Below are 25,738 nucleotides of genomic sequence, written 5' to 3' on the forward strand. Positions count from 1 at the left end.
CTTCTGATTTGTGATCCGCGAATGATGGGTGCGAATCATGTTGAAGTTGAGATCGACATCACGTTAGCCGAAAGATTACAACACTGACAGTGTAGATTCCTACTGTCCGACGAAAGTTTGGTATTCAGCGTGGTCCAGCCAGGCGCGAAGTATGCGGCCGTGCGTCCGCTCCGCTGGCAGACTGTGTGGGATCCAGAGGTGTCACGAACGAAACGAGGAAGTGTGGGGATGAACGGCTCCGACGGCCGGACCGCCCGTGCCGAGCGCACCCGCCGGTTGGTCATCGAGGCGCACATCCGGCTCATCGAGGGTGGCGAACTGAAGCCGACCGGCGGTCAGATTGCCGAGGCTGCGGGGGTCTCACTTCGCGCACTGTGGGCCAACTTCAGCGATCTCGAAACATTGTTCGCTGCGACAGGAGAGGAGGTCTTGCGCCGTCAGGATTCCCAGTTCGTTCCGGTGGCTCCGGAGCTGCCTCTTCCTGACCGGATCGAGGCGTTCTGCGCTCAGCGGGCGCGGCTACTCGAATACGTTGCGCCGCAGGCGCGGGCCGCTGGGCTTCGTGAATCGGTCTCGCCACAGCTCCGTGCGAATCGACTGCTGCACATCAATCGTGTGACCGACGAGATCGAGGTCCTGTTTGCGCGCGAGCTCACCCTCTTGACTCGTCACCGCCGCACCCGGACAGTGCAGGCGCTCGGGATTGCCTCCACCTGGGCATCATGGTCGGTGCTGCGCGACGAATACGAGCTCACCGTGGACGAAGCGGTCGCGGTCATGCGCCAGTCGGTCTCCGCGCTCCTGGCAGCAGCTGTTCACGTCGCATTGGGATGATGCGGGTCCGGTCGGGCTCACGAGTTGCGCGGTCCGCCCGTGGTTCTCAGCTTCTTCTGGACACGACGGCCCTGTGCGACCATGAGTGGGACGGCTGCGAGGCCGAATCGGGGCAGCGCGTCGCCCAACCGGGCGACGACTCCACGCCAACGCGGAATCGTGGTGACGAGTCGAGGTTTGTCGAGCACGGAGCGCACCGCATCGACGACGTCGTCGACCCCCAGCAGCTTTCCTGAGAACGACAGCGCCGAGGCCGGATCGTCCAGCTTGTCGTGCAGCATCGGTGTCCAGATGCCGTCCGGGCAGACACAGGAGATGTCGATGTTCGTGATGCCGCGGGACCGGAGATCGGCCATGGTGCTCAGGCTGAATCCGAGAGCTGCGTGTTTGGACGCCGCGTACACCGCTTCGCCGGGCACGGCGGTCAGGCCGGCGAGCGAGACGATGTTGACCACGTGGCCACTGCCGGTGTCTCGCATGGCAGTAATGGCGGCAACGGTCCCGTTGATCGTGCCGAGTGCGTTGACCTCGAGCATCAGCCGGCGGTTCGCTTCGTCCTGTTCCCAGGCCGGGCCGGTGAGCAGGACTCCGGCGTTGTTCACCCACACATCGAGGCGTCCCGCGCGCTCGACGATCGCGTCGCGCGCGGCCTCGACCTGGGTGTGCTCACGGACGTCCACGGCAAGGGCCATGGTGCCGCCGCCGAGTTCGTCGGCCGTGTCCTGTGCAGTGGCAGGGTCGACGTCGGTGACCAGAACCTGGTAGCCGCACTCGACGAGGAGAGCGGCGATCTGCTTGCCCAGACCACGACCCGCACCCGTCACAACCGCGCCCGCATGAATGCGCCTCATCGCCGACCGTTCTCGAGGATCTGGAGCCAGCGTGGGTCTGCTGCGCAGGGGTCGGCCAAGGTCTTCTCCTTGATCGTCGAATCGTACTGATCGAGAGAATATTCCAGGGTGTTGGCATTGGGGCAGATCTCGCGGCTCGATGTAACCGGCGAATGTCACGAATTTCGCCGGGTCCACCCCGGTGAGTCCGCCGTTGACGTACCACGCCCACTGCAGGGGTGCAGCGACTGCAGTGTGGCGAGCTGCCCGATGGGTGGAAGGGGTGAGATCGAAGGCGTCGACCGCAAACTCTGAGCGCGCCGTTTACTACGCAATGTAGTAAAACGCTCTGCCGCGGGAATGGCGTCGGTTAGGTTGGTCGAATGGGAACACAGGGGAGGCCCGATCCGTCCACCGCCGCGGTGGAATCAGGAATACAGACCGACGATCGGACGAATGCGGAAGTGGCTTCGGCGCCGCCGAAGCCACGNNNCCACGACGCAGGCTACTTCGTGTGGTGCGCTGGACCTTCTTCGGGTTGGTCTCGGTAGTTGTTGTTGCCGTGGCTATTTCGACGACGGTTCACTGGTGGCAGACGCCGCGCGACAAGCACGCGATCGAGCAACTGATCGGCCCCGAACATCGGTACGTCGAGGTCGACGGACACCGGATGAGCGTCGCGGTCCAGGGCTCGGGACCACGGACCATCGTCCTGATGCCCGGCCTGGCCACGCCGGAACCGATCCTCGGGTTCGCTCCGCTGGCCGAGCGCCTTGCCGGGCAGAACACGGTCGTCACGGTCGAGCCTTTCGGGCTGGGCCTGAGCGGCGGCACCGACGCCCCACGAACCAGCGAGGCGATCGTCGACGAGACCCGGGCCGCGCTCCGCGAGCTAGGACTCGATGGTCCCTACGTCCTGATGCCCCATTCGATTTCGGGTCTATACGCGATGTGGTGGGTCACCCACCATCCGGACGAGGTCTCCGCAGTGGTGGGCCTGGACGACGAGCGTTTCACCGCCGACGGCGCCCAGAGCTCCCCGGACTGGCCGACTTGGATGGCCGGCGTCAACGCTGTCGGTGGCACCCGGGACCTGATCGCCCTGGACGAGAGCACCGACTACCTGGGACTGGTGGCCGACTACCGGGAGAGCCTCGGTGGCGCGGACGAGTACACCCCGGAGCAGCAGGACCTGTACCTGCGTGCGTACTCGTGGGTGCTGAACCCGACCGTGCTGGACGAGATGGCATGGAACGCGGAGAACGTCCAGGCAGCCGAGAGTTTCGTGTTCCCTCCGACGCTGCCTGCACTGTCGATCCTCGCCGCCTCCACACTCGAGGTGGAACCGGAATGGGAACCCGCGCATCGTGCGGCGGTCAGCAACCCGGCGATCCAGCCGGTCACGATCATGGGCGGCCACCACTACTTGTTCCACGCCCACGCCGCGGCGATTGCCGAGATGACACAGCAGTTCCTCGACGACCATGTCCTGACCCAATGACGATGGGGCAAGATCCAGTTCGAGTGAGTTTCATTCCGGGGGCATCGGCACCTGGTGCATCGGCGGACAGGCGACAGCGGCGGGTGCGGTATCTCGACCGAGTTCTTCGACCAGCGACGTGAAAGCACGGATCATCGGCACAAAAGACTAGTTCTGGAGCGCGCAGTCGCATCGGCGCCCGGTCACTCATAAGCTGCGAGACATGAACACAGACACGGACGTGAGACCCGGCAAGGGTGCTGACGCGACACGGCGGCAGGTCTTCGCGTGGGGCCTGTGGGACTGGGGCTCGGCAGCGTTCAACGCGGTGATCCTCACCTTCGTGTTCTCGGTGTACCTGACCGATGCCGTCGGGGACGATCTTCCCGGGTCGATCTCCGCGAGTACCTGGCTCGGTTGGGCGCTCGGCATCGCAGGGTTCGCCATCGCCGTACTCGCGCCCGTGTCGGGGCAGAAGTACGACGCGACCGGACGGCGGAAGCGCTCACTGGGGGTTCTGACCTTCGTGACGGTGGTGTTGATGGCCGGAATGTTCTTCGTTCGGGACGACCACCACTACCTGTGGCTCGGACTGGTACTCCTCGGTGCCGGCTCGGTGATCTTCGAACTCGCCAATGTTCCGTACAACGCGATGCTCAGCCAGGTCTCTACCAAGAACAACATCGGTCGGGTCTCCGGATTCGGCTGGTCCATGGGCTACTTCGGTGGGATCGTGCTGCTCCTGCTGTGCTATACGGGATTCATTGCAGGCGACGGCGACTCCCGAGGATTTCTGTCGATCACCACCGACGGCGGACTCAACATCCGGCTGGTGGCGTTGCTCGCTGCGGTGTGGTTCGCGGTGTTCGCCCTACCCGTGTTGTTCGCAGTCCCCGAAAAGCCGCATCAACGCGCCGACGACGAACGACGGGTCGGTTTCGCCGAGTCGTACCGTGTGCTGTGGAGCGACCTGAAGGAACTGTGGAACGAGGACCGGCGCACCGTGGGTTTTCTCGGCGCCTCGGCCTTGTTCCGTGACGGGCTCGCCGGGGTGTTCACGTTCGGCGCTGTCCTTGCTGTCACCGTGTACGAGATCAGCGCCGCCGACGTGTTGTTGTTCGGTGTGGCTGCGAACGTGGTGTCGGCGCTCGGTGCGCTCGCGGCAGGCCGCATCGACGATCGAGTCGGACCGAAGGCGGTCATCGTCGCCTCGTTGGTTTCGATGATCGCGGTGGGTGCGGTGCTGTTGGTGGTGTCCGGGCCGTTGATGTTCTGGATATTCGGACTTCTGTTGTGCTTGTTCGTCGGCCCCGCGCAGTCGTCGGCGCGTACGTTCCTCGTCCGCATCACCCCGGTCGGTCGAGAAGGGCAGTTGTTCGGCCTCTACGCCACTACGGGTCGCGCGGTGTCGTTCCTGGCGCCGACACTGTTCGGATTCTTCGCGTGGGCGTTCGGCGCGGACCGGGCGGGCATCGTGGGGCTTCTCCTCGTGCTGGCGTCGGGCCTGGTCGCGCTGCTCGCGGTGCGTGCACCGGAACGCTCAGTCGTTCGCTGAGAGTGCGCCGACCACCTGCTCCGCCGCATTGCGATGGCCCGCTGCATTGGGATGCAGTGGGATACCCGGAGATGTCGGAAGGATCCCTTCCATCCATCGCTGCTCGGGGGTGGCGCACGCGTCGTGCCCGATCGTCGATGTGCGAAGGTCGACGAATCGAGCTCCGGCGCCGACGACCTGCTCGGCCATCACCGTGTTGAGCCGGTCGATCTTGGACTGCAGATATGTGGCGTCCTGCGGCCACATCTGTTGTTCCGGAAAGCAGCCACCGTCACGGATCCCGGTCGGGTAGCCGACGAACAGGATGTCTGCGTGCGGCGACCGCGCCTGGATCTCTTCGACGATCGTGGTGTACGTGGGTGCGAAGGCATCGATCGCGACGTCGTACGAATCGGGCCGGTCGGGATCGCCTTTCGCGCAGGACCGACCTTGCGGGGGCGAGGCGAAGTTGATGCAGGAAATGGCCAGCTGTACGAGGCCGATGTCGTTCCCGCCGATCCCGACCGTCACCAGGTCGGTGTCGGGCCGCAATGCGTCGTATTGCGGTGCAATGTCGGCCCGGGTGATCGCGGCGACCTGAGTGCCCCGGAGATCTTCCGAGACGGCACCGCCGCACGACGCATCGACGAAGTCGCCGACGCCGATCGCTTCCGCAACCAGGCTCGGATAGTTGACGGCGGATCTGCCACACTCGGGGTCCGAGCCCTGCGGTGGGATACCCGGGCCGGCGACGAACGAATCACCCAAGGCGACATACGAATTGTAGGACGGCTGAGCCGACGCCGGTGCCGGCGCCACCGCACTCCCTGCAGTGGCTGCAACCACCGCGACGGTGGCCGCAGCCGCGCGACCCCACATCGATGATCGGCGCATGTGACCCCCTGTTGTCCGATCGTTCCATCATGACGGGGGGCGCCGGGGCTGTCAGGGATTCGTGCGTTATGCCTTGAAATACACCAGTTGGTGGGAGGTTGCGAGCAAGGTATCGTCCGAGCCCCACAGGTGCGCGGTCTGGTCGAAGTAGTTCTTCCCGAATCGATTGCTGCGGGCTGTGGCGAGGATCGGATGATCCGACTGGGCTTCGATCTCGGCGGCGTCCGCGTGGAAGTAGATCGTCAGCGTCACCGTGCCTGCGGGGAGCGCGTGGCCGCGGCGCAGGAACGCGCGGGGATAGAACACGTCGCACAGGGCGGTCAGAGAGGTGAAGTCGAGTGGGCGCGCGGGCTCGTCACGGACCCAGAGGGTGGAGGTGGAATCGGGGTGCGGGGCGGCGTCGGCGCCGGGAATCGGGCCCTCGACGAACCGCATCTCGTAGTTCTTGACCCATGCAACGAAATCGGGGAAGGGGGTGGCCGCCACCTCGTCCGCAGGTGGTGCGGTGGGCGCGGCGAGCTCGGTCGATGCCCAGGTGTCCTTACGATTGCCGAACACCGCGGTAGCGGTGGTCGTGACAGACCCGCCCTGGGTCAGCTCGACCACCCAGTGCTGGCTCGAGCGATTGGTGCGCACCGGCCGGGCGACAACCTCGAACTCCCCGTACGCGATCGCCGCGGCGAAGTTGACCGTCAGTGACAGCGGTGTCCCGAGAACCTCGGGATGAAGCCGGACGGCCTGCAGCATCGTGGCGGCCGTGACACCGCCGAAAGGGCCGACCATGTTCGCGTACGCGGGGTGGGTGTTTCCGGTATAACGACCCGCATCGATGGCGGTGAGCTCTACAGCGGCGTCGAAGACGTGGACGGCGTTCTCGGTTTCGGGCATGACGTCATGAAACCAGAGTCGGCGGTGCTCCTCGATTCCCGCCCGGGTAAGTGGGTCGGCAGGTGTGGCGCATTGGTCACTGCCACGGTGTGGCGCACAGTTCCTGACGTGCTTTGTTCCAGAAGGGGGTGAGCTCGACGGATCCGGCGTCCGGGTGCGTGCGCTGCCCCAGCTCGATGAACTCGAGGACCGTCATTCCCGCCGTGCGTGAGTACACGCATGCTTGCAGGGCCAGCTCGGCCGCGTCCGCGAAGGGCAAGGAGTTACCCCACGGCCCGAGGTCGGTCGAGTCCACGAAGGTGTCGAGATCCGTGCCCCGACGGTTGTATTCGAGCTGGGTTTCGTAATCACATGGCTTGCGGAACAGGGCGGCGCAGGTCGTGGACTGCCCGTCCAGGACGAACGCGCTGTTGTCGAGGGTGCGCAGAGGTGGGTCCTTCGGCCCGTCCCACGCAATGAAGAACGCTGCCACAGCAGCCGCGATCAACACAACCAGCAACAGCGCGCCCCGTTTCATGGTGATCTCCTCACCGGCAGTTCCTCATCGACCTTGTCTCCTCATCGACTTTGTCCCACCTGGTGGCCGATGGCGGCCGTGACGGCACCGGGAGCTTCGTCCGGGATCCAGTGCGATACGCCGTCGAGCACCTCGAACGTGTAGTCGGCGTCGACGTAGTGACCGCAGAGTTCCGCGGCGAACCGGCCGACCGCGGCATCATCGGTACTCCAGATGTAGGTGGTGGGGACCTTCACCGGAGGGAGCGCGCCGGTGTCGGGGGTCATCGCCCGATACCAGTTGAGGGTGGCGGTGAGCGCGCCCGGTCGCCGGAGCACGCGCACGTATTCGTCGACTGCGTCGGCTGCTACTCCTTCGCCGTAGAGGGCGCGCAACCGGTGCGCGTCGTCGGCGAGCAGGACGTGCTCGGCCTTGCCGGCTTCACGGAACAGGGAGAAGTACGTCGAGCGTGCTTTCTGGTCCTCGTCTTCGCGCAACGCCGCTCCGAACGCAGCCAGGTGCGGAATCGACAGTGCGGTCAGTGATCGCACCCGCGCGGGATGATGTGCCGCCACGTGCCATGCGACCGACGAACCCCAGTCGTGTCCGACGATGTGCGCGTCGTGGACATCGAATGCGTCGAGAATTCCGAGAACATCCGCGCGCAGGTGATCGATCCTGTAGTCCGTGACCGCGGTCGGGCGGGCGCCGGGGGAGTAGCCGCGCTGATCAGGTAGCAGTACCCGCATACCGTTGCGGACAAGTTCCTCGGCCACCGCGTTCCAGCACCGCGAGGTCTGGGGGAAACCGTGCAGCAGTACGATCGGTGGTCCGTCGTTCGGGCCCGCGGACCGGACGTCGAAGGTCAGGTCGCCGAGCGTGACGGCAGTCGACTCGAACCCTGCTGAATCGCACGCTACTGTTTCGGGCACCCTTCAACGGTACGTCCCGAAGTCAGTCGTGGAGCGGATTCCACGCGGCCATTCCGAGCATGATCAGGCGCATCTGCTTCTCTGCGCGCGTGAGGACCTCCGCTTCTGCGGCGCGTCCGGGGGAGACGGCGAGCAGGTCCAACACGACTTCGAACATGGAAGTGACGAGCAGGTCGGCGGCCATCTCGAGATCGTCGGATTCCCATCCGGCGAGTTGGGGGATACGGGCGAGGTCGACTGCGAGTTCGCGGGTGAGCAGGCGCAGTTCGACCGTGAAGGCCCGCGCCACTTCCGGGTGACCACCGTGACGTTCGCGCGCGAGAAATCGGAAGGCGAGTTCGTGGTCGCGCACCTGCCCGAGTAGTGCGGCCAGCGATGCTTGGGCGTTGGAAGGGCCCGGATTGCGACGCGCGTCGCGCAGGACGGAGCGCAGCAACCGCATGGTGTCGTCGGCGAGTGCGACGCCGAGCTCCTCCATCGACGCGAAATGGCGATAGAACGCCGTGGGCACGATGCCGACCGATCGGGCCACCTCGCGCAGGCTCACGCTCGCGAAACTGCGGTCCGAGGACAACTCGAGCGCGGCGTCGAGGATCGCCTGGCGGGTGCGCTCCTTGCGTTCGGCCCGGCTGGTCGGTTCAGGGGTGGAGGCTACGGGCACGGTCCCGAGTGTAGGCAGGCGGCGTGTTGCGCGGTCGTGTCGCCCCCTCGTGGGGTGTTACCGCTGTCACAGCAGGGTTGACAGCGTCCGGTCCGCTCCTGGCACACTGAGTTCAGTGTACGAATGTGCACTGAAATAGCGCCTCCGGATCAGGAAGGGTGGACACCATGACCTCGACCCAAGCGCCGAGCCGTGCCCCAATCAGAGGAAAAGCCAGAAAACTCCTGGTCGGAGCGCTTGGTGCACTGTCCTCACCGCACCATCTCGACCGCTACCTGGAACTTGCCGACCCGCTGCTCGCGACCGCGTCGAATCGGGCGAGGATCACCCATATCGATACAAGTGTGCACGGATCGACGACGCTGGCAGTACGGCCAGCACGGCCCTGCCGGTTCGTTCCGGGGCAACACGTCCATTTCGCCATGGTGATCGATGGAGTGCGGCACGTGCGTACGTTCTCACCTGCGATCATGCCTGGATCGCGCGAGATGGTGTTCACCGTCGGTACGCGGCACGGAGGGCTCGTATCGGGTCATCTCGCGGAACACGCGCGGGTCGGAGATATTGTCGAAGTCGGTGACGGCGCGGGGGACTTCGTGCTCCCGAAGTCGCGACCCTCGCGTCTGCTGATGATCAGCGGCGGGTCCGGTATCACTCCCGTGTTGTCGATGTTGGGATCGCTTGCTGAAAGCGGCGCGACCGCGGTCACGTTCGTGCACTACGCGCGTAGTCCGGGGCACGTCCCCCGCCGCGCAGAACTCGATGCACTGTCCTCGCTTCCCAACGTCGAGGTCGTGCTGGTCCATACCCGTGGCGAGGGTGGGCACCTGCGCGGTCGGTTCGAACGCGCGCACCTCGATGCGGTCGCACCGTGGTTCGCCGACACCCCTACCTATGTATGCGGGCCGTCCGGATTGGTCGGGAGAGTGCGCGAGCTGTATGCCGAGACCGGCTCCACGGAGCTGTTGCACACCGAAGAGTTCACGCCGCCCGCATACGTCGTCGACCCTGACGATGTGTCGGGGTCGGTGTCGTTCGCCGAATCCGGAATCGTCGCTGCGAACAGTGGCGCGACTGTTCTGGAGCAGGCCGAGAATGCGGGACTCACACCGGAACACGGCTGCCGCATGGGAATTTGTCACACCTGCACCGCGATCCGGTCGTCCGGATGCACGCGCGATATCAGGACGGGCGAGACCGACTCCGAACCGGGCGCGCGCATCCAGATCTGTGTTAGCGCGCCGATCGGCAACGTCACCGTCGAGCTCTGACGAAAACCACAGTCGAACACAGACGACAATTCATTTGAGAACCGAACACATTGGAGGACAGCATGTTCGGATTGACCATTCCGGCGATCCCGTTTCTGCCGTTCCTGTCGCGCAGCCGTGCGGAACCCGCCGTCGCGGAACCGATCGTGCTCGATCGCGATCAGATCGACGAGATCGGACGCGAACTGGACGCGCTGCGGGAGCGTACCGTTGCCTCGCTCGGCGCCGAGGATCGCGACTACATCTACCGGATCATCAAGGCCCAGAGGGGGTTCGAGGTGGCCGGTCGTGGACTGTTGTTCCTCGGCTTCTTCCCTCCGGCGTGGGTGGCCGGTGTCGCCGCGCTCAGTGTGTCGAAGATTCTCGACAACATGGAGATCGGCCACAACGTGATGCACGGCCAGTACGACTGGATGCGCGAGCCGTCGCTGAACTCTCGCACCTTCGAATGGGACACGGTCTGTCCGTCGGATCAGTGGCGGCACTCGCACAACTACATGCATCACACCTACACCAACATCGTGGGGAAGGATCGGGATATCGGATACGGGATCCTTCGGATGGACCCCGCGCAGAAGTGGCATCCGTACTACCTCGGAAACCCATTGTATGCAACAGCTTTGATGCTCTTGTTCGAATGGGGGGTGATGCTCCACGACGCGGAGGTGGAGCGATTGGTCTCGCGTGAACGGAACTGGCGCGACGTGATCCCACTGGCGAAGGGCTGGTGGCGCAAGGTGCGGCGTCAGGTGGTCAAGGACTACATCGCGTTCCCGTTGTTGAGCGGCCCGATGTTCGTTCCGACACTGGTCGGGAATGCGACCGCCAACCTGGTCCGCAACCTGTGGACCTTCTCGATCATCTTCTGCGGCCACTTCCCGTCGGGAGTGCAGTCCTTCTCGAAGGAAGAGACCGCGAACGAGACACGCGGCGAGTGGTACGTCCGTCAGATGCTGGGGAGCGCGAACATCACCGGCACCCCGTTGTTCCACATCATGTCGGGCAACCTGTCGCATCAGATCGAACACCACCTGTTCCCGGATCTGCCGGCGCACCGGTATCCGGAGCTGGCACCGCAGGTGCAAGCGCTGTGCGAGAAGCACGGATTGCCCTACAACACCGGCGGCCTGTTCGCGCAGGTCTCGTCCGTTTGGCGGAAGATCTTCCGGTTCGCTCTTCCGCCTTCGCTGGTGTCGCCGGAGCCGGAGACGACGGTGTTCCTCGATCGGGCGCCCAGTTCCGAGCGCGGAATCGAGACGGCGGGTACTCTCGCGCGGGACAACGCGTGAGGGGATCCGGCATGGTTGGAAGATTCGAGCGAAACAAGGACGTGATCCAGGAGGTCACCGAATCGACGGCGACACATGTCGGGGCCATCGCCAGCATCATCGCCGGCGCGGTCCGCGACGTGACCCGTGAAATAGGTGACCTGATCACCGAAGGAATCGAGATGCGCGAAGCCTCACGGAAGGCGCGCAGTGATCATCGCAGTGACGAGGTTTTCGGCAAGGACGAGAACCGCGACGAGCAGTAAGCCCCGCAGCCCTGGTGGACGACCACCAGGGCTGCGGGGCTCCACAGCAGGTCTGCGACCTTCGTCAGATGACGCCGAGCGCGAACATCGCGTCGGCCACCTTCACGAAGCCGGCGATGTTGGCGCCGTGCACGTAGTCACCCGGCTTGCCGTACTCGGCGGCGGTCTCGATGCAACGACCGTGGATGTCGGCCATGATGCCTGCGAGACGCTCATCGGTGTAGTCGAAGTGCCACGAATCGCGCGAGGCGTTCTGCTGCATCTCCAGCGCGGAGGTGGCGACGCCGCCTGCGTTGGCTGCCTTGCCGGGAGCGAAACGGACACCCGCCTCACGGAACACAGAGATACCGCCCGGGGTGGTCGGCATGTTCGCGCCCTCGGCGACGACCTTGACGCCATTCTTGACGAGGGTCTTGGCGGCATCCTCGTCGAGTTCGTTCTGGGTGGCGCAGGGGAGTGCGACGTCGCACGGCACGGTCCAGATGTTGCCTTCGGCGAAGAACTCGGCGTCGGTGCGCTCGTCTGCGTACTCGCAGATGCGGCCGCGACGGACTTCCTTGATCTCCCTCAGCAGCGCACAGTCGATGCCGTTCTTGTCGTAGATGTAACCCGACGAGTCCGAGCACGCGACGACCTTGCCGCCGAGCTGATGGATCTTCTCGATCGCGTAGATCGCGACGTTGCCGGAGCCCGACACCACAGCGGTCGATCCCTCGAGCGAGTAGCCACGTGCCTTGGCCATCTCGGCCACGAAGTACGCGACGCCGTAGCCGGTGGCTTCCTTGCGGACCTGCGATCCGCCCCAGGTGAGGCCCTTGCCGGTGAGGACACCCGACTCGTACGAGTTCGTCAGACGCTTGTACTGACCGAACAGGTAGCCGATCTCGCGGCCGCCAACGCCGATGTCGCCTGCGGGAACGTCGGTGTACTCACCGATGTGGCGGTGCAGCTCGGTCATGAACGACTGGCAGAAGCGCATGATCTCCTGCTCGGAGCGACCCTTGGGATCGAAGTCCGAGCCGCCCTTGCCGCCGCCGATGGGCAGGCCGGTGAGCGCGTTCTTGAAGATCTGCTCGAAGCCGAGGAACTTGACGATGCCGAGGTTGACGCTCGGGTGGAAGCGCAGTCCGCCTTTGTAGGGACCGAGCACGCTGTTGTACTGCACGCGGAAGCCGCGGTTGACGTGCACCTGCCCGTTGTCGTCGATCCACGGCACGCGGAAGATGATCTGCCGCTCAGGCTCGCAGAGACGCTCGATGAGCCCGGAATCGAAGTAGGACGGGTGCCGTTCCAGTACGACGTGCAGAGACTCGAACACCTCGGCCGCAGCCTGATGGAACTCGGGTTCACCCGCGTTGCGGGCCTTGACCTGTTCGTAGATCTCTTCGATGCGGTCCGAGGTCGACACGCCCACCTACCTGACTGTGAGAAGACTGTTACACCGTATTTACGTCGTGAACTATAGGGGCCGACCAATACTGTCTGGTAATCCGGTCCGCTTGTGCGAGAAGGAACACAGCTGTCGAGGAACGTGGAAATGAGAGTCTGTGAGGCGCACGGGACGCATGTTCTCGATCGCGTCGGGTGCTCGAGCAGCACGTACGAGTCTACCGGCGCGCGCGAATGAACGTCTCGATACTTCGAAGTGATGCATGGCTGTGACCAGTGCGTACGGTGCGATGCAGGGCGTCTTGCCCGTTCGAGCGAGTCCGGTCTGGTGAGGTTCTTGGGATGTGGGTGCCCCCGGCAGGACTCGAACCTGCGACCTAGAGATTAGAAGGCTCTTGCTCTATCCAGCTGAGCTACGGGGGCGCGGCCAGAATCTTAACGGGACCGCGGTGTCGGGTGCAGGCAGGGTCGACTACAGGGCGCGGGTGGGTCCCGGTTCTCCGGAATCCCCGACGTCGCCGGTCTCGGTGGCGTCGCGAATCGACACGTCGTCGCTCGCATCTGCCTTGTCGCTCTGCAACCTTTGCATCACGTGGTCGACCCCGATGCCCAGCAGTACCGCGACGCAGATCGAGACCACCGCACCGAGTAGCGGTTGCTCGTGGAAGAACCCGCCCACGAGACGCCCCATCATCGACGAGTACACCGCCCAGGTGATCCCTCCGATGATGGTCAGCGGCACGAACTTCTTGCGCGGGTAGCGTGTCGCCCCCGCGGTCATGTTCACCGCGATCCGGCCGATCGGGATGTACCGGGCCGTGATGATGATCGCGGCTCCGCGCTTGTCGAGTCCCCTGCGAGCCCAGGCGAACGCTGCTCGGGCTTTGGGTTTGCGCATCCACGCGAACCGCTCGGTACCGACCTTCTGTCCGATCGTGTAAGCGATGTTGTCGCCGACGATTGCGCCCAGTGCTGCGAGGGGAATGACCGCCCACAGATACGGCTTGCCCGTGGAACCCGAGAGTGACCCGAGGGTGACCAGGATGGTCTCGCTCGGTACCGGAGGGAAGAAACCGTCGAGGATGCAGACGAAGAACAAGAGTGGATAGACCCACAGGGCTGCTGCCTGGCCGATGATGAATTCGTTGATCACGTCCATTGAGGCGGTGATGCTCCTGTCGGGTCACGAGGTTGCTGCTTCCACGGTATTCGTAGTCAAGGGTGAACACATCAGGGTGACCCCCGATCTCGGTCTCTGGTGCAGCCCTCGATCGCACATTGAGATGTGATCATCAGCACTCTCGTCGGGTATCGGAACGAGGTTGGTCGCAAAAGTCCGATTTCGGCGCGGAGCTCGGAGATCGGCACTACCCTGGGCGGCACGGGATATGGGGATGCATCGGCGCGACCGGTGTGGCTTGATTCACCTAGGTCGGGAGTGGGACATGCAGGTTCCGGGCCCTTTCGAATACGAGCGTGCTACCGGCGTGGAGCACGCCATAGCGTTGCTGGACCGCTTGGGGGAGGAAGCCCGAGTCGTTGCCGGCGGGCACAGTCTCCTGCCCATGATGAAGCTCCGGCTCGCCAATCCTGAGTATCTGATCGACATCAACGATCTGGACGAACTCGCGTATCTCGAGATCGAGCCGGAGTCGGTCCGAATCGGAGCGCTCACCCGTCACCGTGTACTGCTCGAATCCGACGACCTCGCCGCCGTGTTCCCGATCTTCCGGGACGCAGAGGAAGTGATCGCGGATCCGGTGGTGCGCAATCGTGGCACGATCGGCGGCTCGCTGTGTCAGGCCGACCCGGCCGAGGATCTCTCGACGGTGTGCTCGGTACTCGACGCCGTATGTGTCGTTCGCGGTCCGTCGGGGGTGCGTGAGCTGCCGTTCGCAGAGTTCCATCTCGGCCCGTATGAAACAGCGGTGGCTCCGAACGAGCTTCTCGTCGAGATCCGCTTGCCACGCAAGGGGCCCTGCTCGAGCGCCTACGCGAAGGTGGAGCGTCGCGCAGGCGACTGGGCCGTCGCTGCGGTAGGCGCCGCGGTGTGGATTGCCGACGGCGTGTTCTCCGACGCCCGCATCGGACTCACGGCAGTCCGCGCCGATGACGATGCCCTCGCTGCGATCGGAGATCTGCTTCACGGCAGCGCCCCGACGGAAGAGCTCTTCCGCGACGCCGGAGCACTTGCATCGGCTGCCTGCTCGCCGGAATCAGACCAGCGTGGCACCGCCGAATACAAGCGTCACCTCGCGTCGGAACTGACCGTACGGACACTGCGCCGCGCGGCCGAACGACTCGACTTGCTCGAAGGGAATCGACATCGATGAGAATCTCGATGACCGTCAATGGTCAAGACGTCGAGGCCGACGTCGAACCACGCACGCTGCTCGTACATTTCCTCCGTGACCACCTGGGGCTGACCGGAACCCACTGGGGGTGCGACACCAGTAACTGCGGAACGTGCGTCGTCGCGATCGACGGCGAACCCGTCAAGTCCTGCACGACACTCGCTGCGATGACCGCAGGCCACGATGTGCGGACCGTCGAGGGCCTCGAGCAGGACGGCGTCCTCGACCCGGTGCAGGAGGGATTCATGCAGTGTCACGGACTCCAATGCGGCTTCTGCACGCCAGGCATGATGATCACGGCCCGTGCGCTGCTCGACCGCGACCCCGACCCGGACGAAGCCACGATCCGCAAGGCGATCTCCGGACAGATATGCCGGTGCACCGGCTACACCACGATCGTCCGCTCGGTGCGCTGGGCGGCCGAGAACGCACATTCGGAGCGGAACGCGGAGGCCACGTCATGACCGCTGTCGACTCGGACTCCGGAGTCCAAGAAACCGAGAATCCGGCAACTGCGGACAACGACCACAAGCCCTGCGGTCACGGTCGCATGCTCCGCAAGGAGGACCCCCGGTTCATCCGGGGCCAGGGACACTACGTCGACGATGTCCAGCTGCCGGGCATGCTGCATCTCGCGGTGCTGCGCTCCCCGGTCGCGCATGCTCGGATCAACGGCATCGACACCTCCGCGGCATTGGCGCACCCGTTGGTCAAGGCCGTCATCACCGGCGCCGATCTCGCAGAGAAGGGCCTGGCGTGGATGCCGACCCTGTCGAACGACGTGCAGGCAGTACTCGCCACCGACAAGGTGCGGTTCCACGGACAGGAAGTCGCGTTCGTCGTCGCGGAGGACCGCTACTCTGCCCGCGATGCGCTCGAACTCATCGATGTCGACTACGACATCCTCGATCCGGTCGTCGATGTCCGCACTGCCCTGTCGCCCGATGTGCCCGTCATCCGGGACGACCTCGACGGCAAGACCGACAACCACTGCTTCGACTGGGAAGCCGGCGATGCCGCCGCGACCGATGCGGTGTTCGCGCGAGCCGACGTCATCACCCGTCAGGAGATCGTCTATCCCCGAGTACACCCAGCACCGATGGAGACGTGCGGTGCCGTAGCCGACTACAACCGGGTCACCGGAAAGCTGACGCTCTGGTCGACATCCCAGGCACCGCACGCCCATCGCACGCTGTATGCGCTGGTCGCCGGCCTGCCCGAACACAAGATCCAAGTGATCTCACCCGACATCGGCGGTGGATTCGGCAACAAGGTGCCGATCTACCCCGGTTACGTGGGTGCGATCGTTGCATCGCTCATTCTGGGCAAGCCGGTCAAATGGATGGAGGATCGCAGCGAGAACCTGATGAGCACAGGTTTCGCGCGTGACTACATCATGGTCGGCGAGATCGCAGCGACCGAGGACGGCAGGATCCTTGCGATCCGATCGCGGGTCCTTGCTGATCACGGCGCCTTCAATGCCACCGCCGCGCCCGTGAAGTATCCGGCCGGGTTCTTCGGCGTGTTCACCGGAAGCTACGACATCGACGCGGCCTACTGTCACATGACGGCCGTCTACACGAACAAGGCGCCCGGCGGCGTCGCGTACGCGTGTTCGTTCCGGATCACCGAGGCCGTGTACTTCGTCGAACGACTCGTCGACTGCCTCGCATTCGACCTCGGGATGGATCCGGCGGAGCTACGGCTGAAGAACCTGCTGCGGCCCGACCAGTTCCCCTACACCAGCAAGACCGGCTGGAAGTACGACTCGGGCGACTACGAGACAACGATGCGCAAGGCCATGGACATGATCGGCTACCAGGACCTGCGCCGCGAACAGGCAGAGCGGCGTTCCCGCGGCGATCTCATGGGTATCGGCATGGCGTTCTTCACCGAAGCAGTCGGCGCCGGCCCCCGCAAGGACATGGACATCCTCGGACTCGGCATGGCCGACGGCTGCGAACTGCGTGTCCACCCCACCGGTAAGGCAGTGGTGCGGCTGTCGGTGCAGAGCCAGGGGCAGGGACACGAGACCACCTTCGCGCAGATCGTCGCTGAGGAGATCGGCATCCCTCCCGAGGACATCGATGTCGTGCACGGCGACACCGACAACACCCCGTTCGGTCTCGGCACCTACGGAAGCCGATCCACCCCGGTATCGGGTGCGGCCGCCGCCCTCGTCGCCCGCAAGGTACGAGACAAGGCGAAGATCATCGCATCGGGCATGCTCGAGGTTTCCGTCGCCGACCTGGAGTGGGAGAAAGGGTCGTTCCACGTCAAGGGCGACCCGTCCGCGGCCGTGACGATCCAGGACATCGCGATGCGTGCGCACGGCGCAGGCGATCTCCCCGAAGGGCTCGAAGGTGGTCTCGAAGCCCAGATCTGTTACAACCCGGAAAATCTCACTTATCCATACGGTGCATACTTCTGCGTCGTCGACATCGACCCCGGCACCGCCGAGGTGACGGTCCGCCGATTCCTCGCCGTCGACGACTGCGGCACCCGCATCAACCCGATGATCATCGAGGGGCAGGTCCACGGCGGAATCGTCGACGGAATCGGCATGGCCCTCATGGAGATGATCGCGTTCGACGAGAACGGCACCTGCCTCGGTGGCTCGTTCATGGACTATCTGATCCCCACCGCGCTCGAGGTCCCGACACTGGAGACCGGACACACCGTCACCCCGTCGCCGCACCATCCGATCGGGGCGAAGGGAATCGGTGAATCCGCGACGGTCGGTTCGCCGCCCGCGATCGTCAATGCAGTCCTGGATGCGTTGAAGCCGCTCGGGGTGAAGCACGCGGACATGCCGCTGACCCCGACACGGGTGTGGGAAGCGATGCAGGGGCGGGCGACACCCCCGATCTGACGAACGTCCGGGCGCGAGAGGAGACGCGGGAATGGATCTGAGCATCCGTGAGACACAGTTGCACGAGAAACGGCTCCCGTTCGTTCGGGCGACCGTGGTGCGCGCGCAGCCACCGACCTCGGCGCACTCCGGTGATTGCGCGCTCGTTCTCGTAGACGGCACGATCGAAGGGTTCGTGGGCGGGCAGTGCACCGAGTCGTCGGTGCGTGCCGCCGCTCAGCAGGTGCTCGACCGAGGCGAAAGCCTGCTTCTGCGGGTAGTGCCCGCCGATTCGAAAGGATTCCCCGAGACGCCGGGTGCGACCATTGCGGTCAACCCCTGCATGTCGGGCGGGGCGATGGAGATCTTCCTCGAGCCGCAGCTGCCGCCCACGCTGGTCGCCGTGTCCGGCACATCTCCGGTAGCGCAGGCGGTCGAGGATTTCGCCCGCCGGGTCGGGTACACGGTCGAAGCGGTACACCGATCCTCCGTTCCGTCGGGCGCGTCGGTCGTGATCCTTGCGATGCACGGCGGCGACGAAGCAGGTGTGATCCGCAGCGCGCTCGATGCCGGCGCCGGGTACATCGGACTCGTCGCAAGCCGGACACGCGGTGCCGCCGTCCTCGACGAACTCGAGCTGACCTCCGATGAACGCGCCCGGATCCATACCCCCGCGGGACTCGATGTCGGGGCGCGGACCGCGGCGGAGATAGGGCTGTCGATCGTCACCGACATCGTGCGGGTGGTGCGTAGCGGCGAACTCGCCCGAGCGCCGCGAACGGTCCGTTCGGCGACACGGACCGCAGTCGACCCGGTGTGCGGGATGACGGTGACGGTGACGGACTCGACGCCACACCTCGTCGTCGCAGACACCGACGTGTGGTTCTGCTGTCCCGGTTGCCGACGCGCCTACCAGAAGGAACACGCAGCGTGACCGACCCTGCTCGACCGTGGGCCTTCGATGACGTCGACGATGTCGTCGCACGGTTCGATGCCCGAGACCATCTCCTCGACGAGGGCACTGCGAGCGCAATGTATCTGGCGGTCGAACTGGGCCGGCCGCTGCTTCTCGAGGGGGAACCCGGTGTCGGCAAGACCACGGCGGCGAAGGTGCTCGCAGAGATCTTGGGGAGTCCACTGATCCGATTGCAGTGCTACGAGGGACTGTCGATCTCGGAAGCGTTGTACGACTGGAACTATCGACGTCAACTACTTGCGATTCGGCTTGCCGAAGCGCACGGGACCACGCCGACGGAAGACGACCTGTACACCGAGGAATACCTGCTCGAGCGTCCGATCCTGCAGTGCGTCAGACATCGGGGTGACGCTCCGGCTGTTCTACTGGTAGACGAGATCGACCGCGCCGACGACGAATTCGAGGCTCTCCTGCTCGAGTTCCTCGGTGAATTCACCGTCACCGTACCGGAACTGGGAACACTCACTGCTGCACAGCGACCGGTGGTCGTGCTGACGTCCAACCGCAGTCGCGATCTGCACGACGCGTTGCGGAGGCGCTGCCTGTATCACTGGATCGACTATCCGGACCGTGAGCGTGCCGTCGCGATTCTGCGGCGCACAGTCCCGGAGGCCAGTGCAGCGCTGATCGAGCGGGCCACCGATTTCGTTGCGACCGTGCGCGCACTCGACCTGGACAAGGCACCCGGCATCGCGGAGACCATCGACTGGGTGTCCGCGCTCTCGGCTCTCGGTGTCTCGGATCTGGCGCGTCCCGGCGCCGGTGTGTCGTTGGCGGCGCTCGCCAAGACCCCCGACGATCGCGACGTCGTGGGGGAGGCGTTCAGCGAGTTCTTGGTGGCCGGCGCACCGTGACCGCTTTTCTCCTCCCGGGTATCGATCTGGCGGCATTCGCGGTGGGGCTCGCAGATCGGCTTCGCCGATCCGGCATTCCCGTCACGGTCGATGGTGCCGCGACTCTCATGCGTGCGCTGCGTCTGCAACCTCCGCGTACTCGTGCGCAGCTGTACTGGACCGCGCGGCTCACTCTCGTCGACCGACGCGAGAACCTCGAGAAGTTCGACGCCGTGTTCTCAGCGGTGTTCGACCACGGTGCGGTGCCGATGGATCCGCATGCTCGCCGCACCGGACCCCATGACGGCGGGCACACTCGGCCCTCGACGAACCCGGCGAATGTGAGCCGCCGTCGAGCCGGGAGGAAGTCCGACGTGCCATGGGTGACCCGCACCGTCACCGGTACGTTCAGCGACGACCGATCCCCGCCTGCGACACGACCCGGCGACCGGATTCCCAGCGCCCTCGAGGCGGTCGCCGATCAGCGGTTCTCCGACCTCGATCCCGCTCGTCTGGCAGAGATCGCCTCATGGCTCGAGCACGCTGCGGTGACGTGGCCGACCCGGGTCGGCCGCCGCCGCGCACCGCATCACAGCGGACACCTCGATCTGCGCGCGAGCATCGCGGCGTCGCGGTACACAGGCTACGAGCCGGCACGACTCGTCCACACCCGCCCTGAGCGGCGTCGCCGGCGACTCGTGTTGTTCTGCGACGTGAGCCGCTCGATGCGTGCCTACGTCGACATCTATCTACACCTGATGCGCGCTGTCGTGCGCACCGGAGATGCCGAGGTCTTCGCATTCTCGACCACGGCGACCCGCCTGACACCGACGTTGAAGAGCAGGTCCGTCGAGCAGGCGATCGACGCCGTCAACGACCACGTCGAGACGCGTTTCGGCGGGACCCGCATCGCAGGATCGCTGTCCTCCGTCCTCCGCTCACATCGTGGCCACGTGCTGCGCGGCGCGATAGTCGTGATCGCGTCGGATGGGTGGGACAGCGACGATCCCGACGACCTGGCACGTGTGATGAGACAGATCCGTCGCCGCGCGCACCGGGTGGTGTGGCTCAACCCGCGTGCGGGTCTGCGCGATTTCGCCCCGGCAACAGGGTCGATGACGGCGGCCCTGCCGCACTGCGACGCCCTGCTACCTGCGGACACTCTCGATGCGCTGCACGACGCGATCGATGTGGTCGCCGGTGCGCAGCTCGCGAGACTCCGCACATCGCCGCTCGAGGGGACAATGGTGTCGTAGGTGTCGCTGCGCTCGGTCTCACCTCCACGCGTAATTACCTGCCCACAGACTTGCCGTGGTCATGGGTGCCGCCGGTGCTTTCACCGCTGCCGCCCGTTCGCGGAGTCTGCGGAGCACGCCATGTGGGCGCGGTGTATCGCGCTCGACCGCCTTGTGGGCCTCGATCATTGCGACCTCACCGCGTCGAACATTTCGCAACGTCGGTGACATGCGAGTGCCTGCGTCGAGAACTGCTCGAACCGCAGGCATCTCGTCCGCCAGACGGACATACGCCGCGTCCAGCGATGTGCCGTCCTCGAGCGCTTGATCGAGGCGGACAGCGAGGTGCGTGGTCCAATGACGCTGCAAGGTGAGCAGGACGTTGTCTCGGGATCCGAAAAGCTCTATCGCGCCGTGGATCTCATCGAACCGGAGCGACGCATCGAGATCTTCTTGTGCTCGGGTGAGCACGTCGTCGAGTACAGCCCGCCGTGCTCGGTATGTTTCCCAGGTCATCCCCGTCAACCCCCTGAATCGGTTCGAGCGCTGCCTTCGAAGGAAACGCTACGGAGATTCGGCCCCTCTTTCGTCGTGCCACCGTCGAGTCTTTCTCTCCTACCGTGGGTGGAGAAGGGATCCGCTCCGGGAACGACGCCGCAGCGGATTTCTCCGCCTACGCTGATCGTGTGGAATTGATGGCGTACCTCCGTCGTCGTATCGCATCGAGCGGCTACGACTATCCGGTCGGTGTGATGCTGTTCGGCCACATCGGGTTGGTTGTCGTCGCCGGTATCGCGGTCGCGCAGCGTGACGGGATCGTGCCGCCTGGGTGGGTGCTCCTGTTCGGGCTGATCGCCGCGACAGCACCGATCCTCGGCGACGCGATCGAACCGGATTCGATGCTCGTGCGACTACTCATGGGATTCGTGGTGCTGGCGGCGACCTCGTTGCTGCTGGTGCAGCCACCGGACTCGGCCTTCGATTTCGCCCCACTCGTGCTCGTGTTGATGGTCGGTGAGATCGCGGCCATGACGCCCTTCTCGATCAGCGTCGGGGCGTTGGCCGCGGCCGCGGCAACGCTCTCGGCGTTCGCCTTCGCCGGTCATCTCGAGGGCGTGCTGTACTACCTCGGCGGCGTCGTGCTCGGGTGGATCGTCGGGCGCCTGCTTCTCACCCAGTTGCGCCTTCTACACCAGGAGCGCGCCTCGCGAGCGATCCAGGCCGAACAGGCCGCGACCTCCGAGCGCCAACGCATCGCCCGCGAGGTCCACGACGTCGTGGCGCATTCGTTGAGTGTCACGCTGCTGCATCTTACGGCTGCTCGTCGCGCGCTGGAGCAGGACCGGGACATCGACGAGGCCGTCGATGCCCTGACCGACGCAGAGAGATTGGGGCGCGAAGCGATGGCCGACATCCGACGCACAGTGGGCCTTCTCGATGCGGGACCCTCGGGTACCAGACCGGAACCGACGATCGGGGACATCCCAGAGTTGATCGACGACTTCCGTCGTGCGGGTCTGCCCGTGACATTCGAGATGTCGGGAGACGTGGACGTGGCCTCCGGCGCCATCGGCCACGGAATCTTCCGCATCTGCCAGGAATCGCTGGCCAACATCGTCAAACATGCCCCCGCAGCGAAGACGGATGTGCGGCTCGAGATCGGAGCGCAGGTGCTGACTCTGCAGATCCACAACGATCTCCGCGCTCCGGCGATGCCCCCGAGTGGTGGGGTGGGCTCGGGGCTGCGCGGCATGCGGCAGCGCGCGGCGCTGCTCGGCGGTCAACTGCGTGCCGGCCCGGACGGCGGAGGGTGGTCCGTACACGCTCGTGTTCCGCTCGCGGCAGACTCGTGCCCGATCGCGGCAGACTCGTGCCCGATCGTGCGCCGCATCCCGGGGCTGACGTGACCGCCCCGGAGATCGGGGTGCTCCTCGTCGACGACCAAGAACTCGTACGGTCCGGTCTGCGACGCATCCTCCGTCGCAAGGACGGGTTCGTGATCGTCGCCGAGTGCGGCGACGGCGCCGAGGTACCTGCGGCCGTGGTCGAACACGACCCCGACGTCGTCGTCATGGACATCAGGATGAAGAACGTCGACGGTATCCAGGCAACTCGTGCGCTTCGACACCTCGAGACCTCACCGCCGGTGCTCGTGCTCACGACGTTCGACGACGACGAACTGCTGTCCGGAGCCCTGCGTGCCGGTGCGGAGGGATTCATTCTGAAGGATTCGCCGGCGGAGGACCTCATCCGCGCGGTGCGGAGGGTCGCGGCGGGGGACGGCTTCCTCGACCCCACGGTGACCGGTCGTGTGCTCTCGACCTATCGCACCGCCGCGCAGCCCACGGGGAACGTCGGTCCTGGGCTCGACGGGCTGACCGCCCGTGAGGTCGATGTGCTCGCGCTCATCGGGCGCGGATTCAGCAACGCGGAGATCGCGCAGGAACTCGGTATCGCCGGTGTGACGGTGAAGAGTCACGTCGGCCACATCTTCGTCAAACTCGATCTCCGCGACCGCGCCGCCGCCATCGTGTATGCCTTCGACCACGGTGTCGTCACCCCAGGGGAATCGCTTCGTGAGTGAGCATCGCCGGGTGACACGAGTCTCCGACGGGGCGTCGTAGCCGGGTTCGGCGGGGTCTTACCCTGGTAGGTATGGCAACACCGGATCTCGAGCGGGAGGCGCCGCAGCCCGCGCCGGCCTCTGCGCGCAGCAGCACCTCGGCGCTGTTCGTTCTCTTCGGCATTGTCGCGGCGATCGTCGCGGCGATCGTCGTGGGTCTGTCGGCAGCGCAGGCGCTGGTCCTGCTCGGTATCCCCGACCCCGGTCCGCTCACCACCTACGGCTTACCGATGGTGCGTGCGGTGTCGGAGATCGTAACGGTTCTGACCATCGGATCGTTGTTCTTCGCCGCGTTCCTCGTGCCGCCGCAGGCGAACGGGGTCCTCGACGTCGGCGGGTATCGCGCGGTGCGGACCGCCGGCGCATCCGCGATGGTGTGGGCCGTCACGGCCGCGCTGATGGTTCCGTTGACACTGTCGGACACCTCGGGCCAGCCGCTGTCCGAGGCGATCCGGCCGGAGAACCTGTTCTCGGCGCTCGGTCAGGTCGAGACGTCCCTCGCATGGGCTTGGACCACGGTGCTTGCGCTGATCACTGCGATCCTGATCCGGCTCGCACTGCGCTGGTCGTGGACTCCGTATCTGCTGTTGCTCTCGATCGTGGCGTTGATGCCGATCGCATTGACGGGACACTCGTCCACCGGCGGCTCCCACGATATGGCCACGAACAGCCTGGTATTGCATCTTGTGGCTGCGTCGGTGTGGGCAGGCGGGTTGTTCGCGGTGCTCGCCCACGCCTGGCGCAGAGGTGACCACTCCGACCTGGCTGCCCGGAGATTCTCGTTCGTGGCGTCGATCGCGTTCGTGGTCATGGCGATCAGCGGTGTCATCAATTCGGCGGTGCGCGTGCCGTTCGAGGACTTGTTCACCACCACGTACGGTCGGCTGGTGGTCGCGAAGACGGTGGCTCTGGTCGTGCTCGGAATCTTCGGCTGGGCGCAGCGACGGCGCGCACTTCCCGACCTCGAAGCCGATCCGACGAACCGCGGCGCGTTCGTGCGGTTCGCCGCGGTCGAGTCCCTCATCCTCGCCGCGACCGTCGGTCTGGCGGTGGGACTCGGGCGCACCCCGCCGCCCCCGCCGGCGGCATCACCCTCGGTACTGGAGGTGGAACTCGGCTACAACCTCGACGCACCGCCCACGTTCATGAACCTGTTCTTCGGCGAGTGGCGATTCGATCTGATCTTCGGCACGGCAGCGCTGGTGCTCGCGGCCGGTTACGCGATCGGGCTGCGGACGCTTCGCAAGCGCGGCGACACGTGGCCGATCGGTCGGTCCATCGCGTGGTTCGCAGGATGCTTCGTCCTGCTCGTGACGACCAGTTCCGGTGTCGGGATGTACTCGCCGGCCATGTTCAGTGTCCATATGGGCGCTCACATGGCGATGTCGATGCTCACTCCGGTGCTGCTTGCCCTCGGTGGTGCGATGACGCTCGCGTTGCGTGCGTTCAAACCTGCAGGGCGCGGTGCGCCTCCCGGGCCGCGCGAATGGATCCTCGAGTTCCTGCACAGCCCCCCGTCACGCTTCTTCACCCACCCGCTCGTCGCTTCCGTGATGTTCGTCGGCGGGTTCTATGCCCTGTACCTGGGCGGGATCTTCACCACGTTTGCCGACAGTCACACCGCGCACGTGCTGATGAACCTGCACTTCCTGTTGAGCGGCTATCTCTTCTACTGGGTGGTGATCGGGGTCGACCCGGCACCGCGCGATGTGCAGCCCGTGACGAAGCTGGCGATGGTGTTCGGGTCGCTGCCGTTCCACGCGTTCTTCGGCGTGACGCTGATGAGCATGGGTTCGGTCATGGCCGAGTCCTACTATCGCGGGCTGGCCCTGCCGTGGAACGCCGATCTGTTCTCGGATCAGAAGGTCGGTGGCAGTATCGCGTGGTCGGCGGGGGAAATTCCGCTCGTCCTCGTGATGATCGCGCTCCTGGTGCAGTGGTCGAAGAGTGACGAACGCACGGCACGTCGGGTGGATCGCGCCGCCGATCGCGACGATGATGCAGATCTGGCCGCGCACAATGCGATGTTCGCCGAACTGGCGCGGCGGGACCGGGAGAACAGTTAGCGGTCAGCGAAGCGGACGAACCGGCGTGCGTTGCACGTAAGGTGCTCGGTGTGTCGA

Annotated in this window: 24 protein-coding genes and 1 tRNA gene; 15 read left to right on the top strand and 10 right to left on the bottom strand. The window is 65.2% G+C overall.

Going from position 1 to position 25,738, the window contains the following annotated elements; genetic code table 11:
- The first annotated feature begins 228 nt into the window (after positions 1-228).
- Positions 229-834 (top strand): TetR/AcrR family transcriptional regulator, encoded by a 606-nt coding sequence (locus MWU77_RS16325; RefSeq protein ID WP_169688535.1) that lies wholly within the window; start codon positions 229-231, stop codon positions 832-834.
- 17 nt (positions 835-851) lie between these two features.
- Here MWU77_RS16325 and MWU77_RS16330 read toward each other — a convergent pair whose 3' ends face one another.
- A complete protein-coding gene (locus MWU77_RS16330; RefSeq protein ID WP_247274240.1) occupies positions 852-1,685 on the bottom strand; it encodes an SDR family oxidoreductase in 834 nt (277 codons plus the stop codon).
- A 493-nt stretch (positions 1,686-2,178) separates the two neighbouring features.
- Here MWU77_RS16330 and MWU77_RS16335 point away from each other — a divergent pair, with 493 nt between their 5' ends.
- Positions 2,179-3,165, top strand: coding sequence for an alpha/beta fold hydrolase (locus tag MWU77_RS16335; RefSeq protein WP_247274241.1), 987 nt, complete (start codon positions 2,179-2,181; stop codon positions 3,163-3,165).
- Between the two features lie 202 nt (positions 3,166-3,367).
- On the top strand, positions 3,368-4,699 hold the full coding sequence (locus MWU77_RS16340; RefSeq protein WP_247274242.1) for an MFS transporter: 1,332 nt from the start codon (positions 3,368-3,370) through the stop codon (positions 4,697-4,699).
- Here MWU77_RS16340 and MWU77_RS16345 read toward each other — a convergent pair.
- From MWU77_RS16345 to MWU77_RS16365, 5 genes are all read right to left on the bottom strand, one after another.
- Entirely contained in the window at positions 4,685-5,572 is an 888-nt protein-coding gene (locus MWU77_RS16345) for an SGNH/GDSL hydrolase family protein (RefSeq protein ID WP_247274243.1), read from the bottom strand. The genes MWU77_RS16340 and MWU77_RS16345 overlap by 15 nt on opposite strands.
- A 66-nt stretch (positions 5,573-5,638) precedes the next feature.
- Entirely contained in the window at positions 5,639-6,460 is an 822-nt protein-coding gene (locus MWU77_RS16350) for an acyl-CoA thioesterase II (RefSeq protein WP_247274244.1), read from the bottom strand.
- Positions 6,461-6,536: 76 nt separating this feature from the next.
- The gene (locus tag MWU77_RS16355; protein WP_247274245.1) at positions 6,537-6,977 is read right to left on the bottom strand and encodes a hypothetical protein; all 441 of its coding nucleotides are present in this window, start codon (positions 6,975-6,977) and stop codon (positions 6,537-6,539) included.
- A 41-nt stretch (positions 6,978-7,018) separates the two neighbouring features.
- Positions 7,019-7,888 (bottom strand): alpha/beta fold hydrolase, encoded by an 870-nt coding sequence (locus MWU77_RS16360; protein ID WP_247274246.1) that lies wholly within the window; start codon positions 7,886-7,888, stop codon positions 7,019-7,021.
- A 22-nt stretch (positions 7,889-7,910) separates the two neighbouring features.
- Entirely contained in the window at positions 7,911-8,549 is a 639-nt protein-coding gene (locus tag MWU77_RS16365) for a TetR family transcriptional regulator (RefSeq protein WP_247274247.1), read from the bottom strand.
- Positions 8,550-8,716: 167 nt separating this feature from the next.
- Between MWU77_RS16365 and MWU77_RS16370 the strand changes: the two genes are divergently transcribed.
- From MWU77_RS16370 to MWU77_RS16380, 3 genes are all read left to right on the top strand, one after another.
- Positions 8,717-9,820 (top strand): flavin reductase family protein, encoded by a 1,104-nt coding sequence (locus MWU77_RS16370; protein WP_247274248.1) that lies wholly within the window; start codon positions 8,717-8,719, stop codon positions 9,818-9,820.
- Positions 9,821-9,882: 62 nt separating this feature from the next.
- Positions 9,883-11,109: an acyl-CoA desaturase gene (locus MWU77_RS16375; RefSeq protein WP_169688546.1), complete on the top strand. Its 1,227-nt coding sequence runs from the start codon at positions 9,883-9,885 to the stop codon at positions 11,107-11,109.
- An 11-nt stretch (positions 11,110-11,120) separates the two neighbouring features.
- Positions 11,121-11,354: a hypothetical protein gene (locus MWU77_RS16380; protein ID WP_169688547.1), complete on the top strand. Its 234-nt coding sequence runs from the start codon at positions 11,121-11,123 to the stop codon at positions 11,352-11,354.
- A 64-nt stretch (positions 11,355-11,418) separates the two neighbouring features.
- Here MWU77_RS16380 and gdhA read toward each other — a convergent pair whose 3' ends face one another.
- The 3 genes from gdhA to MWU77_RS16395 all read right to left on the bottom strand — a co-directional run bounded on the left by gdhA (position 11,419) and on the right by MWU77_RS16395 (position 13,902).
- Positions 11,419-12,762 (bottom strand): NADP-specific glutamate dehydrogenase, encoded by a 1,344-nt coding sequence (gdhA, locus tag MWU77_RS16385; RefSeq protein ID WP_169688548.1) that lies wholly within the window; start codon positions 12,760-12,762, stop codon positions 11,419-11,421.
- A 330-nt stretch (positions 12,763-13,092) separates the two neighbouring features.
- A tRNA-Arg gene (locus MWU77_RS16390) sits at positions 13,093-13,166 on the bottom strand.
- A 49-nt stretch (positions 13,167-13,215) separates the two neighbouring features.
- On the bottom strand, positions 13,216-13,902 hold the full coding sequence (locus MWU77_RS16395) for a DedA family protein (protein ID WP_247274249.1): 687 nt from the start codon (positions 13,900-13,902) through the stop codon (positions 13,216-13,218).
- Positions 13,903-14,188: 286 nt separating this feature from the next.
- Here MWU77_RS16395 and MWU77_RS16400 point away from each other — a divergent pair, with 286 nt between their 5' ends.
- From MWU77_RS16400 to MWU77_RS16425, 6 genes are read left to right on the top strand one after another with little or no spacing between them, the layout of a single operon-like run.
- Entirely contained in the window at positions 14,189-15,076 is an 888-nt protein-coding gene (locus MWU77_RS16400) for a xanthine dehydrogenase family protein subunit M (protein WP_169688550.1), read from the top strand.
- Positions 15,073-15,561, top strand: a complete 489-nt coding sequence (locus MWU77_RS16405) for a (2Fe-2S)-binding protein (protein WP_247274250.1) — start codon at positions 15,073-15,075, stop codon at positions 15,559-15,561. Before MWU77_RS16400 ends, MWU77_RS16405 begins: the two co-directional genes overlap by 4 nt.
- Complete coding sequence (locus tag MWU77_RS16410) at positions 15,558-17,969, top strand: aerobic carbon-monoxide dehydrogenase large subunit (protein WP_247274251.1); 2,412 nt, start codon at positions 15,558-15,560, stop codon at positions 17,967-17,969. The genes MWU77_RS16405 and MWU77_RS16410 overlap by 4 nt, the downstream gene beginning before the upstream one ends.
- A 31-nt stretch (positions 17,970-18,000) precedes the next feature.
- Positions 18,001-18,882, top strand: coding sequence for an XdhC family protein (locus MWU77_RS16415; RefSeq protein ID WP_169688553.1), 882 nt, complete (start codon positions 18,001-18,003; stop codon positions 18,880-18,882).
- A complete protein-coding gene (locus tag MWU77_RS16420) occupies positions 18,879-19,778 on the top strand; it encodes a MoxR family ATPase (RefSeq protein ID WP_169688554.1) in 900 nt (299 codons plus the stop codon). Before MWU77_RS16415 ends, MWU77_RS16420 begins: the two co-directional genes overlap by 4 nt.
- Positions 19,775-21,013 (top strand): VWA domain-containing protein, encoded by a 1,239-nt coding sequence (locus tag MWU77_RS16425; RefSeq protein ID WP_247274252.1) that lies wholly within the window; start codon positions 19,775-19,777, stop codon positions 21,011-21,013. The genes MWU77_RS16420 and MWU77_RS16425 overlap by 4 nt, the downstream gene beginning before the upstream one ends.
- Positions 21,014-21,031: 18 nt before the next feature.
- Here MWU77_RS16425 and MWU77_RS16430 read toward each other — a convergent pair whose 3' ends face one another.
- The gene (locus tag MWU77_RS16430; protein WP_247274253.1) at positions 21,032-21,508 is read right to left on the bottom strand and encodes a hypothetical protein; all 477 of its coding nucleotides are present in this window, start codon (positions 21,506-21,508) and stop codon (positions 21,032-21,034) included.
- Positions 21,509-21,612: 104 nt separating this feature from the next.
- On the opposite strand from MWU77_RS16430, the gene MWU77_RS16435 reads away from it, so the two are divergent.
- The 3 genes from MWU77_RS16435 (at position 21,613) to MWU77_RS16445 (ending at position 25,681) form a co-directional block, all read left to right on the top strand.
- Positions 21,613-22,899 (top strand): sensor histidine kinase, encoded by a 1,287-nt coding sequence (locus MWU77_RS16435; RefSeq protein ID WP_247274254.1) that lies wholly within the window; start codon positions 21,613-21,615, stop codon positions 22,897-22,899.
- On the top strand, positions 22,896-23,576 hold the full coding sequence (locus MWU77_RS16440) for a response regulator transcription factor (protein WP_247274255.1): 681 nt from the start codon (positions 22,896-22,898) through the stop codon (positions 23,574-23,576). The genes MWU77_RS16435 and MWU77_RS16440 overlap by 4 nt, the downstream gene beginning before the upstream one ends.
- 71 nt (positions 23,577-23,647) lie before the next feature.
- A complete protein-coding gene (locus MWU77_RS16445; protein WP_247274256.1) occupies positions 23,648-25,681 on the top strand; it encodes a cytochrome c oxidase assembly protein in 2,034 nt (677 codons plus the stop codon).
- Positions 25,682-25,738: the final 57 nt, after the last annotated feature.

The sequence above is a fragment of the Rhodococcus sp. F64268 genome (genome assembly GCF_023015605.1).
In the GTDB taxonomy this organism is placed as follows: Bacteria; Actinomycetota; Actinomycetes; order Mycobacteriales; family Mycobacteriaceae; genus Rhodococcus.

Bases quoted from the DNA above. Each gene is read 5' to 3' on its own strand.
- MWU77_RS16325 (WP_169688535.1), top strand. From the start codon at position 229: ATGAACGGCTCCGACGGCCGGACCGCCCGTGCCGAGCGCACCCGCCGG.
- MWU77_RS16330 (WP_247274240.1), bottom strand. From the start codon at position 1,685: ATGAGGCGCATTCATGCGGGCGCGGTTGTGACGGGTGCGGGTCGTGGT.
- MWU77_RS16340 (WP_247274242.1), top strand. From the start codon at position 3,368: ATGAACACAGACACGGACGTGAGACCCGGCAAGGGTGCTGACGCGACA.
- MWU77_RS16345 (WP_247274243.1), bottom strand. From the start codon at position 5,572: ATGCGCCGATCATCGATGTGGGGTCGCGCGGCTGCGGCCACCGTCGCG.
- MWU77_RS16350 (WP_247274244.1), bottom strand. From the start codon at position 6,460: ATGCCCGAAACCGAGAACGCCGTCCACGTCTTCGACGCCGCTGTAGAG.
- MWU77_RS16355 (WP_247274245.1), bottom strand. From the start codon at position 6,977: ATGAAACGGGGCGCGCTGTTGCTGGTTGTGTTGATCGCGGCTGCTGTG.
- MWU77_RS16370 (WP_247274248.1), top strand. From the start codon at position 8,717: ATGACCTCGACCCAAGCGCCGAGCCGTGCCCCAATCAGAGGAAAAGCC.
- MWU77_RS16375 (WP_169688546.1), top strand. From the start codon at position 9,883: ATGTTCGGATTGACCATTCCGGCGATCCCGTTTCTGCCGTTCCTGTCG.
- MWU77_RS16380 (WP_169688547.1), top strand. From the start codon at position 11,121: ATGGTTGGAAGATTCGAGCGAAACAAGGACGTGATCCAGGAGGTCACC.
- MWU77_RS16395 (WP_247274249.1), bottom strand. From the start codon at position 13,902: ATGGACGTGATCAACGAATTCATCATCGGCCAGGCAGCAGCCCTGTGG.
- MWU77_RS16400 (WP_169688550.1), top strand. From the start codon at position 14,189: ATGCAGGTTCCGGGCCCTTTCGAATACGAGCGTGCTACCGGCGTGGAG.
- MWU77_RS16405 (WP_247274250.1), top strand. From the start codon at position 15,073: ATGAGAATCTCGATGACCGTCAATGGTCAAGACGTCGAGGCCGACGTC.
- MWU77_RS16410 (WP_247274251.1), top strand. From the start codon at position 15,558: ATGACCGCTGTCGACTCGGACTCCGGAGTCCAAGAAACCGAGAATCCG.
- MWU77_RS16415 (WP_169688553.1), top strand. From the start codon at position 18,001: ATGGATCTGAGCATCCGTGAGACACAGTTGCACGAGAAACGGCTCCCG.
- MWU77_RS16430 (WP_247274253.1), bottom strand. From the start codon at position 21,508: ATGACCTGGGAAACATACCGAGCACGGCGGGCTGTACTCGACGACGTG.
- MWU77_RS16445 (WP_247274256.1), top strand. From the start codon at position 23,648: ATGGCAACACCGGATCTCGAGCGGGAGGCGCCGCAGCCCGCGCCGGCC.